The 11,288-nt window shown below is 61.7% G+C and carries 12 protein-coding genes; 6 read left to right on the top strand and 6 right to left on the bottom strand.

The window, feature by feature from the left end:
- Window positions 1-706 (bottom strand): homocysteine S-methyltransferase family protein (locus tag FY112_RS10205; protein ID WP_151518321.1); only part of this gene is annotated, 706 nt, incomplete at its 3' end.
- 218 nt (window positions 707-924) lie between these two features.
- On the opposite strand from FY112_RS10205, the gene FY112_RS10200 reads away from it, so the two are divergent.
- Window positions 925-1,554 carry a TetR/AcrR family transcriptional regulator gene (locus FY112_RS10200; protein ID WP_027665095.1) on the top strand — a complete coding sequence of 210 codons (630 nt, stop codon included), beginning with the start codon at window positions 925-927 and terminating at the stop codon, window positions 1,552-1,554.
- Between the two features lie 55 nt (window positions 1,555-1,609).
- Here the strand turns inward: FY112_RS10200 and FY112_RS10195 are convergent, their stop codons facing one another.
- A complete protein-coding gene (locus FY112_RS10195) occupies window positions 1,610-2,134 on the bottom strand; it encodes a DUF1697 domain-containing protein (protein ID WP_151518320.1) in 525 nt (174 codons plus the stop codon).
- Window positions 2,135-2,175: 41 nt separating this feature from the next.
- Window positions 2,176-4,284 (bottom strand): S9 family peptidase, encoded by a 2,109-nt coding sequence (locus tag FY112_RS10190; protein WP_151518319.1) that lies wholly within the window; start codon window positions 4,282-4,284, stop codon window positions 2,176-2,178.
- Window positions 4,285-4,535: 251 nt separating this feature from the next.
- On the opposite strand from FY112_RS10190, the gene FY112_RS10185 reads away from it, so the two are divergent.
- Window positions 4,536-4,925 carry a DUF930 domain-containing protein gene (locus FY112_RS10185; RefSeq protein ID WP_151518318.1) on the top strand — a complete coding sequence of 130 codons (390 nt, stop codon included), beginning with the start codon at window positions 4,536-4,538 and terminating at the stop codon, window positions 4,923-4,925.
- Between the two features lie 101 nt (window positions 4,926-5,026).
- The gene (locus tag FY112_RS10180; protein WP_151518317.1) at window positions 5,027-5,866 is read left to right on the top strand and encodes a polysaccharide deacetylase family protein; all 840 of its coding nucleotides are present in this window, start codon (window positions 5,027-5,029) and stop codon (window positions 5,864-5,866) included.
- Window positions 5,867-5,887: 21 nt separating this feature from the next.
- On the opposite strand, the gene FY112_RS10175 is transcribed toward FY112_RS10180, so the two are convergent.
- Both FY112_RS10175 and FY112_RS10170 read right to left on the bottom strand, forming a co-directional pair.
- Window positions 5,888-7,180 carry an FAD-dependent oxidoreductase gene (locus tag FY112_RS10175; protein ID WP_151518316.1) on the bottom strand — a complete coding sequence of 431 codons (1,293 nt, stop codon included), beginning with the start codon at window positions 7,178-7,180 and terminating at the stop codon, window positions 5,888-5,890.
- Window positions 7,181-7,198: 18 nt separating this feature from the next.
- Entirely contained in the window at window positions 7,199-8,365 is a 1,167-nt protein-coding gene (locus FY112_RS10170; RefSeq protein WP_131708465.1) for an AI-2E family transporter, read from the bottom strand.
- A gap of 171 nt (window positions 8,366-8,536) precedes the next feature.
- Here FY112_RS10170 and FY112_RS10165 point away from each other — a divergent pair, with 171 nt between their 5' ends.
- Entirely contained in the window at window positions 8,537-8,920 is a 384-nt protein-coding gene (locus FY112_RS10165; RefSeq protein WP_151518315.1) for a hypothetical protein, read from the top strand.
- 27 nt (window positions 8,921-8,947) lie between these two features.
- Here the strand turns inward: FY112_RS10165 and FY112_RS10160 are convergent, their stop codons facing one another.
- Window positions 8,948-9,808, bottom strand: a complete 861-nt coding sequence (locus FY112_RS10160) for a VOC family protein (RefSeq protein ID WP_043294452.1) — start codon at window positions 9,806-9,808, stop codon at window positions 8,948-8,950.
- Between the two features lie 296 nt (window positions 9,809-10,104).
- Between FY112_RS10160 and FY112_RS10155 the strand changes: the two genes are divergently transcribed.
- The gene (locus tag FY112_RS10155; RefSeq protein WP_017959615.1) at window positions 10,105-10,524 is read left to right on the top strand and encodes a universal stress protein; all 420 of its coding nucleotides are present in this window, start codon (window positions 10,105-10,107) and stop codon (window positions 10,522-10,524) included.
- 115 nt (window positions 10,525-10,639) lie between these two features.
- A partial coding sequence (locus FY112_RS10150; protein ID WP_151518322.1) for a hemolysin III family protein occupies window positions 10,640-11,288 on the top strand: 649 nt, incomplete at its 3' end.

Here is an 11,288-nt window from a genome sequence, read left to right as displayed (position 1 = left end):
GCGCTGTTTCGAAATGCGTCGGGTGGGCGCAATTGATCATGTAATAGGCCGGCGCCCCGCCGGTCATCGCATCGGTCGTCTCGATGGCCTCCTGAAGGCTGCGGCCCGTCACCAGCCGGCCATCCGTCTCCAGCGTGAAGGAAATGGCCGAGGGCATGCCGAGCGCCTGTGCCGCCCGCGCCACCCCGATCGCCTCGTCGATATTGGTCAGCGTGAAGGCGCTCACCATGTCGGCTTCCGTGCCGGCGAAAGCCCCGATCTGGAAGGCGTGGTAGTCTTCCGCTTCGGCGGCATCCATGGTGCCCGCCTTGTAGCCGTCGCCGCGCGGGCCGATCGCCCCGCTGATCACGATCGGCTGCTCCGGCCGCTCATAGTCGCTGCGCAAGCCGACGAGCAGGTCGACGGCTTCCTCGTTGACTGCTTTCAGGGCTTCGCTAGTATAGCCGAGCTTCTGCCCCCAGTCCGGATTGGCCCGCCATGTGGCGGTATCGAGCACGAAGCCCGTGCCGTGCCGCCGGGCGACATCGAGATAACGGCGATAGTAATTCCGCATCCGCTGCCGCCCGTCTTCGGAAGCCAGCAATATGAAGGCAGCGAAATGCGGAAGTTCTATCCCTTCCTGGAAGATCATCGTCGTTTCCATGCCGCCATCGGTAATGAATGTGCCGCCTTTGAGCTGCGGCAACCCGTTTCTGTACTTTGCCATTGTTGAAGCCTCTCCCTCGCGACACCCGATTGGCTGCCGTCGATGAATGATGTTCTGGCGCTTAATTGGCTGCCAAACTAGGCGACTTGCGGTATACTCCAAGCGGTTTTGGGTTTTTCCGATTGATTTCAATCGCTTGCTTCGACCGATCTTGCCGGGGGCGGAGGCAAGTCTGATCATGCAACACTGAAAACTGTACCGCCGGTACAGGAGGGGACATGCGAAAGGGCGAGGAAACGCGGACCCGCATCCTCGATGTGGCGGAAGCGGCAGTCTTGCAGAAGGGTTTCGGCGGCACTTCCATCGAGGAGCTGATCGCCGAGACCGGCATCACCAAGAGCGGCTTCTTCTATCACTTCAGGGACAAGAACGAGCTCGCCAAGGCGCTGCTCAACCGCTACATCGAAAATGACGAGCGCATCTATGATGAGATCTTCGGCCGCGCGCGCGAGCTGACCGGCGATCCGCTGCAATCCTTCCTGCTCGGCCTGAAGCTGCTGTCCGAATTGCTCTCCGACCTGCCGAACGGCCATCCCGGCTGCCTCGTGGCAACCGTCTGCTATTACGAGCGGCTGTTCGACCGCGAGATACAGGAGACCAATCGGAATGCGGTGCTTGCCTGGCGGAGGCGCTTCGGCCGCATGCTCCGGGAGATCATGGCCGTCTATCCGCCGCGCGAACCCGTCGATGTCGACCAGCTCGCCGACATGGTGTCCTCCGTCCTGGAAGGCGGCATCGTTTTGTCGAAGACGCTAAAGGAGCCGAACACGCTGGCCGAGCAGGTGCTGATGCTCCGCACCTTCGTGAAAATGCTCTTCCTGCCGGTGGCGGAGATGCCGAGGGCCTAAAGCAATTCCAGCAAAAGTGCGAATCGCCTTTGCGTCGGGAATTGCGCTTACATCCTCAGTCCCCGTCCTCCAACGCCGCCGCCATCTCCGCGAGCTTGCGCACGGTGTTGAGATTGCGCGACGTCCCCGGTTTCAGCGCCGGCAGCTTCAGCTTCGAGCGGCCGGAACCATTGGGGTAATGTACATAGATTTCCCGGCCGGCGAGCTTGGCCTCCTCGCCATCGGGCGCCACCATCGTCTCCAGCGCATCGCCGGGCGCCTTTTCGGGCAGGAAATAGACCAGCAGGAAGTTCGGCTTAGCATCGGGAAAGGGTGCGCCGTCGACGATGCCGTCGAGTTCCTTGCGGCTGCGCACCATCACGCCTGGCCGCTTGCCGAGCTTCTTGCCGATTGCCTCGTCGAGCCGCTCCTCCACCGCCTTTTCCGCTTCATCCGCGCGGAAAAGCACGTTGCCGCTCTGGATGTAGGTCTTCACGTCGGAAAAGCCCAGGTCTTCGCAGATCGCCTTCAGCTCGGCCATCGGCAGAGCGCCGGTGCCGCCGACATTGACGGCGCGGAGGAGGGCGATATAGACGGCCATTTTTTCTCCCCTGGTACCGCGTGGCACCCCAACCCAGCCCTTCACATCTTCCCAGCAACCTTGATCGCAAACGCATACTCAAAGGCAATCTCTTCCAGTCGCTGGAAGCGGCCCGAGGCGCCGCCGTGGCCGGCGTCCATGTTGGTCTTGAGCAGGATCGGCGCGTCGCCCGTCGTCTTGTCGCGCAGCTTCGCCACCCACTTTGCCGGCTCCCAATAGGTGACGCGCGGGTCCGTCAGGCCACCGAGCGCCAGGATCGGCGGATAGGCTTTTTCGACGACATTGTCATAGGGCGAGTAGGATGCGATCTGCTCGTATTCTTCCTTGCTGTCGATCGGGTTGCCCCATTCCGGCCATTCCGGCGGGGTGAGCGGCAGAGTGTCGTCGAGCATGGTGTTGAGCACGTCGACGAAGGGGACGGCGGCGATGAGGCCGGCGAACTTCTCCGGCGCCATGTTGGCAACCGCACCCATCAGCATACCGCCGGCCGATCCGCCCTCGGCGATGATCTTCGCGTAAGACGTGAACTTCTGTTGATTCAGATAATCGGCCGCTGCGACGAAGTCCTTGAAGGTATTCGTCTTCTTGTCCATCTTGCCGTCTTCGTACCAGGAAAACCCCTTGTCCTTGCCGCCGCGGATATGGGCGATGGCATAGACGAAGCCGCGGTCGGCGAGCGACAGGCAATTGGTGTTGAAACCGGCCGGAATGGTGATGCCGTAGGCGCCATAGCCGTAGAGCAGGCAGGGGGCGCTGCCGTCGAGTGGGGTATCTTTGCGATAGAGCAGGGTGACCGGCACCTTCTCGCCGTCCCATGCCGGGGCAAAGACGCGGCGGGTGATGTAGTCGTCGGGATTGTGGCCGGACGGCACTTCCTGCGTCTTCAACAGCGTGCGCTCTCGCGTCACCATGTTGTAGTCGTAGAGCTGCGACGGCGTCGTCATAGAGGAATAGGAGAAGCGGATGATATCCGTGTCATATTCCGCCGCACCCTGCAGCCCCAGCGAATAGGCTTCCTCGGCAAAGGCGATCGCATGTTCCTCGCCGGTCGCCCGATCGCGGATCATGATCTGCGGCAGGCCGTCCTTGCGCTCCAGCCACAGGAGGTGGCGGGCATAGGCCATGTGGCTGATGATGAGCGTGCCGGGCTTATGCGGCACGACCTCGCGCCAGTTTTCCTTGCCGGGCTTATCAACCGGCGCTTCCATGATCTTGAAATCCTTGGCGTCGCCGTCATTCGTCAGGATGTAGAAGACGTCGCCGCCCTCGGTCAGCGAATATTCGATGCCTTCCTCGCGCGCCGCCACCAGCTTCGGCTCGGCCGTCAGGTCCGCGGTCGACAGCAGGCGGTATTCGCTGGTCTCGTGGTCGTGAATGTCGATATAGATGAAATCGTCAAGCAGTGAGCCGCCGACGCCCATGAAGAAGCCGGCATCCGCTTCCTCATAGACCAGCCGGTCTTCCGACTGCGGCTGGCCGAGAATGTGGTGGAACACCTTCGAGGGCCGATGATTCTCGTCGAGCGCCGAATAGAAGAAGCTCTTGCCATCGGGCGCCCAGACGCCGCCGCCGCCGGTATTTTCGATCCGGTCGGTAAGGTCTTGCCCGGTCTGGAGGTCGCGCACCTGCAGCGTGAAGAATTCCGAACCCTTGTCGTCGTAACCCCAGATGCCGCGGCTGTGGTCGCTCGAATGGTCGAGGCCGGCGAGGCGGAAATAGGCCTTGCCTGATGCCTCCTTGTCGCCGTCGAGCAGCACCGCGCGGATCGTCTCGTCAGCGACGTTGCCGTCGCGGGCGATGCGGAAAAAGCGCGGCTGTTCGCCGCCGGTGACGTAGAAGGTGCCGTAGGCATAGGCCCCGTCTTTCATCGGCACCGAGCTGTCGTCTTCCTTGATGCGGCCGCGCATTTCGGCAAACAGCACCTTCTGAAGCGGCTTGGTGTCCTCCATCGCCGCGTTCATATAGGCGTTTTCGGCTTCGAGATGGCGGCGGATCTCAGGGTCGAGGATCGATGGATCCTTGAACATCGCCTGCCAGTTGTCGGCGCGCAGCCAGGCATAGTCGTCCGTGCGGGTGATGCCGTGGCGCGTATTGGAGATCGGCTTCTTCGGTGCGGCAGGCGGGGTCGGCAGGCTCTTGAAAGCGGACAAGGATTGGCTCCGGGTCGGAATGACGGGTTGGCAAGAGATAGAGGTGCACTGGTCCCGGATCAAGCGGCAAGGCTGCGCCAAGGGTAGAGGTGCCCTTCCACAGACAAGGAGGACACCCAAGCCACCTTGCCTTGATGTCACCACAATATTTAAGAAAGTCCGCTATCTCAGTGAATTTGCACGTGCCAGGCTCCCGGCAAGCTGTCGGGGGTAGGGCAAAAATTGCAGAACAGTAAGGGATTTTTTCCGCAATGCCGAAACGTCTGGTCCTGTTTCTATCCCTCGCAAGCCTTGCTGCCCCCGCCTTTGCCGTCGATCCCGCCATCAAGAAGCAGCTGGAAAAACTCGATCCCTCGACCCGTCTGGAACAGAGCTGCGACACCGAGGCGATGAGCCGCATCAATAAGGACAGCACCGGCTTCAAGCCCGACAAGGTGATCGCCTATACCTTCGAGGAGCCGATCCCCGGCGATAATTCGCTGGAGGCGCCGGGTGCCGTCTTCCGCAGCAAGGGCGACTGGTACCATCTGTCCTATAATTGCATCACCGGTCCGCAGCATATCAACGTGCGCGAGCTCAATTACGAGATCGGCGAGAAGGTGCCGCGCGACAAATGGAACAAGTATTATCTCTATGATTGATACGGCCTGTCCGTCCAAGCGGCTGCGGTGACATCCGGCCGCATGGCGCCGGGGGAGAGCCGCCGCTAAAGTCGGCAGCTCGAGCCATAGAAACCCGTTATATGAACCGCATCCTGCTCGCTTCGGCGTTCCTTCTCGTCAGCATCTCGGCTGTATTCGCCGACGAAACTCCGTCAGCGCTGCCCGCTTCGGCCGTGGTCAGTCCGGTCCCGGCTGCAGTCAGTCCGGTCCCGGCTGTCATCAGTCCGGCCCCGAAGGTGCCGGCGCTAAAGCTCGTCGAGCCGCATCTGCATATCGCCCGTTCCAATATCGCGGGCCATGCCCGCATTGCGCTGACCTTCGATGCCTGCATGGGCCAGGCGGACGAGCGCATCCTTTCCACGTTGGTGCGGGAACGCATCCCGGCAACGATCTTCGTCACCGCCCGCTGGCTGAAGCGCAACCCCGCTACGGTCGCCGTGTTCCTGCAGAATCCCGATCTCTTCGAACTCGAAAACCACGGCCAGAACCATATTCCGGCCGTCGATACGCCGGCTCTAATTTACGGCATCGCGTCTGCCGGTTCGCCGCAGGCGGTGCGGCAGGAAGTCGAAGGCGGTGCCGCCGCCATGGTCGCAGCCGGCCTCCCGGCGCCGCACTGGTTCCGCGGCTCGACTGCCAAATATGATCTTTCCGCCATCGGTGAGATCCGTGCCATGGGCTATCGCATTGCCGGTTATTCGGTGAATGGCGACGGCGGCTCGCTGCTCGGGGCTGGCATCACCGAAAAGCGCATCGCCTCGGCCAAGGACGGCGACGTCGTCATCTCCCACATCAACCAGCCGACCCATGCGGCCGGCGAGGGGGTAGCCAAGGCACTGGTCGATCTCAAGGCCAAGGGCACGCAATTCGTCCGCCTCGGGGATGTCGAGGACACTGGTGACGACAAGACGACGGAGTAACGGCCAGAAGCGCTTTTTCGTTTAGCGCAGCGCTATCTCCGGCGGTCGAAAGCGCTCATGCAGCGTTCTGGAACCCGGTCCGTCGCGGTCGAGCGCGAAATCCTCGAACCAGTCGCGATGCATGCCGGCGAGCATGGCGCCGATCATCTGCGCGGCGAGATAGGAAAATGTAATGCCGTTGCCGCCGTAGCCATAGGCAGCGAACACATGCGGTATCTCCGGCACCGGGCCGATCAGCGGCAGACCGTCGGCCGTCTCGCCGAAAGTGCCGCACCAGGCGTGTTCCACCCGCGCATCCGCCTTCGGCCACAGCCGCTTCATCTTCTCCTGGATTGCCTTGGTCTTGGCCGGCAGCTTCAGATCCCGTACATCGGCATCGATGGTCTCGTCGTCCTCGCCGCCGGCGACGATGCGATTGTCCGCCGTCGTGCGCATGTAGAGATAGGGATGGCTGTCCTCCCAGATCAGCGCCCTGTCGCGCCAGAAATTTGCCGGGTCTTGCGGCACGGTGGCGAACGCCCAGCTAGAACTCGAGCGGTGCAGCTTCGGCATGTCGAGACCCGGCATCGAATAGCCGGTCGCCAGCACGACATGCCGCGCCTCGATGACGTGGCCTCCATCGGTCACTGCCGTGACATGATCGCCTTCGCTGTGAAGCGTGGTCACGGAAGCGTTGACCAGCAGCGCGCCGCGCCGCACCGCCATCTCGATCAAGGCCCAGGTCAGAAGCAGCGGATCGGCCTCCGCCGAACCCGGCGAATAGATCGCGCCATCCCGATCAAGCTCGAACTGTGTGAAGAGATCGGGATGTTCGAGATAGACGCCGGGCAGGCCGGCCCGGCGGCGAAGCTGGCGCTCCTCCCTGAGGTTGCGCGCGCCTTCGCAGTTGGCGGCGAGATAGAGTGTGTTGCGCGGCCGGAAGCCGCAGGCGATGCCGTTTGCGGCGATGAGCTTGGAAAGGCCGGCGACCGCAGCACCACTGCGGCGGTAGATGCCGGCCGCGCGCTCGAAGCCGTAATAATCCTCGAGTTCGCTGAGCGTGCTGTCGATTTCCCATTGCAGCATCGCCGTACTCGCCGCGGTGCTGCCAAAGCCGGGCTCCTCCCGGTCGATGACCGCCACGGAAAAACCCCGCGCCGTCAGATGTTCTGCGACCAATGCGCCGGTGATGCCGCCGCCGATCACGGCGACGTCGGTGGCAAAACTCTGCTCGATCGGCCGCCATTCCGGCCTTATGCCGCTTTTTCCCCAGAGAGAACGGCCGCTCACCATCTGGTCGTGATCGGATTCGGTAAGATCGAGATCAGATGCCACGGACGTTCCCCCGGTTGATCATTTCGGCAATTGCGGCTGCGGCTTTTCCTCGATCAGCAGTTCGTCGATAACGGTCATGACAATCAGTGAAAGCGGCAGTGCCAGCATGGCGCCGACGGCACCCCACATCCATGTCCAGAACAGGATGGCGAGGAAGACGACGAAGGGATTGATTTCCAGCCGCCGTCCCATCACCGCGGGGAAGATCAGGTTCTCCATGAGGAGATGCACTGTGAAGAAGGCTGCGGCCGGCATTAGGCCGATGAGGATGCCATCATGAGTTAGGATGCCGGCGATGGCGACAGCAAGCGTCATCAGCGTGATGCCGAGATAAGGGATGAAGCTCGACAGGAAGGCAAAGAAGCCCCAGAGCACCGGGGCCGACAGCCCGCCTGCATAGGCGATGACGGTCATGACGACGCCGAGCCCAACATAGATCAGCGAGGCCGTTGCGAAATAAAATCCGAGTACCTGCTCGACAGCATTGATGACGCGGATTGCCGCCAGGCGCTGCGTGCGGGTGCGGAAGGTCATGATGATCGTCTTGCGCAGGTTGACCCGACCAGCGAGGAAGAACAGCAGCGCCGCAAAAAATATCAGTCCCTGCACCAGCGCCGGCGTCAGGCTACTTGTCACCACGTGCAGCACGTTGCCAGTGTTTTCGAGCAGCGCACCGATCGACATCGACTCGCTTTTGAATGTCGCCGGCGTGATATGCAGCCATGTGATGCGCTCCAGATAAGGCATGACGCGGTTTATGGTTCGCTCGGCGAAGGCGGGGCCCTCATTGGCAAGCGTCATCAGCGGGTCGGCGAGTGAGTTGATCAACAGGAAGATCACCAGCGCCACGCTGCTTGAAAGGATGAAGGCGTTGGCAAGCCGCGGCACCCCCATCTTGCTGAGCTTTTCCGCCGCCATGCCAAGGATCATGCCGACGACGACGGCAAGTGTGATCGGGATGAGGATCAGCGACATCAGGTAGACGGCCGCAAGGAAGAGAATGCCGAAGATGCCGATGATCGCCCAGGCCATGCTGACATCGAGCCCGTCTTTTTCCAGCCGGTGCAGCGGCGGCGGCGGCAGTTCTTCCGCAGCTTCCTTCAGCGATTGTGCCCATGCGCTGGTGTGGCGTTCGCCGATGGCGATCTTCTTTGCTTGTTTGCGGATGCCATTGGCGATGCCCATTGCGGTGAGGTCCCCCCGAAGCCCATTGCTTCGTGACGGAAACGCGCCGATGCGGTTCCGGTTCCCCCCGCACTCCAGCGCCTGTGTCCGTACCGGACATGTGCATATTAGGCCTTAGCGCTGGAACAAGTTTTCGGTCACGGGAGTTCGGCCTCGGAAGGAGTTACAGCTATGACTGCAGATCGAGATCAGATCAATACCACCGAGACCTACGGCACCGAGCCGCCTTATGCGGACAAAGCGGCGCTTGACGCCTCCGACCAACGGCGATGGTGGGTCTGGGGGATACTTGGGGCGGGCTTGGCGGTCTTCATCATCGCGGGTGTCAGTGTCGCGATCTGGCCTGACCCCAGCAACAATGATCCAACGGCGACAGCCTCGACCAAGCCGGACCCGATCAATACGCGACCATCCGGCCCCGGCACCTTCAACGACGATCCCGTCTCCGGCCCGGCAAGGCCTCCGGAAGCTGTGGACCGTTCACCATCGCCCAGCGGAAACGGTGGTGGGCCGACGCAGGTCACGACGCCATCGGGTGCCGAGAAGGTCCAATAGCCTCTTCAGATCAAGGCGAAAGCGTCATCAAATCGAGAGCGTCAGGCCGATGCCCCATGGATCCCTCAGGAACAAGCCGCCGTCGCGCTTTTCGCTTTTGATTTCGAGACCGTCGAGCTTGGAGACCGCCTCATCCAGCGTCGCCTTGTCGTTGAAACGGATCTTATAGTCCGAAAGCCCGGTCATATTGCCGGCGCGTGCCATGGCGCCGCGGCTGTTCCAGATATTGGCGCCGAGATGGTGATGGTAGCCGCCGCTCGCAAAGAAGCTCGCGCCCGGATAGCGCGCCATCAGCTTGAGGCCGAGGACGTCGCGGTAGAAGGCGTCGGCCTGTGGAATATCGCCGACCTGCAGATGCAGGTGGCCGATTGCCGTTCCCGCAGCCATGCCGTCCCAGCGCTCATCAGGCGCGCTGTTGTAGAGCGCCTGCAGGTCGAGGCGCAGCGTCGCCATCTCCACCATGCCGTCCTCATGGAATTTCCATTGTTCGTGCGGCCGGTCGGCGTAGATTTCGATGCCGTTGCCTTCGGGATCGGCAAGGTAGATCGCTTCGCTGACGAGATGGTCCGACGCGCCGTCGAGCGCGACGTTATTCTGTGCCGCATGGCGCAGCCAGCGTGCCAGTTCGGTCCGATCCGGCATCAGGAAGGCGGTGTGGAAAAGGCCGGCGGCATTGCGCGGCGCGATGGTCGCATTCTTGGCGGTGGTCAGCGTCAGCAATGGCAGATCGCCGACACCCAGCACTTCGCCGCTCGCCGTCTTCTCGATGACTTTCAGGCCAAGCATCGATTGATAGAAGCCGGAAACCAGACCGAGGTCGGTCACGACCAGATGCGACTGGTCGATATAGGCGGGCCGCGTCAGCGCATAGGAAGTTTCGGTCGTCATGGCTTGTTCTCCTGCCTCTGAATTGGCCCGTAGGATAGAAGGCGTACCGGCGATGGCGGCAAACACGCCGCCCGTGGCAAGCCCGAGGAAGTTTCGCCGGTTCATTCGCTTCTGATCTCCCCTCGGCTGCCGTACTTGACCCCTATATGGCGCATTCCAATTGTTCACAGAAGATGCGTTTTTGACGATGAAGCGTTGAACAGATGTTGACGATGACTTGCGCCCACTTGATCGCGATCAATGCGTTCATATCTCCATAAGAGGAAACTTATGCATCTCAGTCATGGAGGGAAGCCATGTACAGGAAGATCATCGTAGCGATCGCGCTCGGCGGCATCGACAAGGGAGAAAAAATCCTTCGCAAGGCCGCGTCCCTGCTCGACGAAGGCGGCGAGATCATCGCGCTCAACGTCGTCGAGGATGTGCCGAGTTATGTCGCGATCGAACTGCCGGCCAATATGGTCGAGGACGTCATGAAGGACAGCCGCGGGCAGCTGGAAGCACTGGTCGCCGCAGCCGGTGTTGCGGCAACTGTCGAGATCCGCAACGGCCCGCCTGCCAAAGCGATCATCTCGGCCGCCGAAACCCACGGCGCCGACCTGATTATCGTCGCCTCGCACGTTCCCGACTTTTCCAACTACTTCATCGGCGCCACTGCCGATCGGGTCGTGCGCCATGCCAAATGCTCGGTGCTGGTTGACCGTCAGAAGGTTTGACTTTGCGCCCTGCTGCCTGTCACGAAGATTTACCGCCGGTGCGCTTTGCCGCAGTTGCGCGCCCGTCCGTTCGATGCGACGATTGCAACCGGAGTATGAAACGGATTGGGCGTGCATGGGCGAGTTCAACGGCATTCGCTGGGCTTATGATAGATACGAACTGATCGCCGACGGTATCGTTCATGGCGTCGGTCTCGTGCTGGCCCTGATCGGGGCTACCGTGCTGATCTTCTACGCCACGGTCTGGAGCTCCTACGGCGCGCTCGCTGCCGCCTGGATCTATGGCGTCGGGCTGGTGCTGACGCTTGCCATTTCCTTTTCCTACAACGCCTGGCCGGTCTCGCGCACGAAGTGGTATCTGCGCCGCTTCGATCATTCGGCGATCTTCCTCTTGATCGCCGCCACCTATACGCCCTTCCTCGAACGCGGCGCCGACGATCCGCTGCTCTTGTTCATGCTGGTCGCGATCTGGCTGTTTGCCGCTGTCGGCATTCTCCTGAAATGCGTCTTTCCCGGGCGTTACGACCGTCTCGCCATCCTGCTTTATCTCGCCATGGGCTGGAGCGGCGTGCTGGTGGCCGAGCCCGTCGCCTCGCGCATTCCCGCCGCCTCCATGCTGCTGATCGTCATCGGCGGCGTCATCTATTCGCTCGGCGTCATCTTCCACGTCTGGGAGAAGCTGCGCTTCCAGAACGCCATCTGGCACGGCTTCGTCGTCACCGCCGCGGCCGTGCATTATTCGGCCGTCTTCACCTGTTTCAGCC

Source organism: Rhizobium sp. PEPV16, assembly GCF_008919455.1.
Classification (GTDB): domain Bacteria; phylum Pseudomonadota; class Alphaproteobacteria; order Rhizobiales; family Rhizobiaceae; genus Rhizobium; species Rhizobium leguminosarum_Q.
This window is presented reverse-complemented; position numbering and strand designations above follow the sequence as displayed.

Bases quoted from the DNA above. Each gene is read 5' to 3' on its own strand.
- FY112_RS10195 (WP_151518320.1), bottom strand. From the start codon at position 2,134: ATGGCCGTCTATATCGCCCTCCTCCGCGCCGTCAATGTCGGCGGCACC.
- FY112_RS10170 (WP_131708465.1), bottom strand. From the start codon at position 8,365: ATGGGCATCGCCAATGGCATCCGCAAACAAGCAAAGAAGATCGCCATC.
- FY112_RS10200 (WP_027665095.1), top strand. From the start codon at position 925: ATGCGAAAGGGCGAGGAAACGCGGACCCGCATCCTCGATGTGGCGGAA.
- FY112_RS10180 (WP_151518317.1), top strand. From the start codon at position 5,027: ATGAACCGCATCCTGCTCGCTTCGGCGTTCCTTCTCGTCAGCATCTCG.
- FY112_RS10160 (WP_043294452.1), bottom strand. From the start codon at position 9,808: ATGACGACCGAAACTTCCTATGCGCTGACGCGGCCCGCCTATATCGAC.
- FY112_RS10165 (WP_151518315.1), top strand. From the start codon at position 8,537: ATGACTGCAGATCGAGATCAGATCAATACCACCGAGACCTACGGCACC.
- FY112_RS10155 (WP_017959615.1), top strand. From the start codon at position 10,105: ATGTACAGGAAGATCATCGTAGCGATCGCGCTCGGCGGCATCGACAAG.
- FY112_RS10185 (WP_151518318.1), top strand. From the start codon at position 4,536: ATGCCGAAACGTCTGGTCCTGTTTCTATCCCTCGCAAGCCTTGCTGCC.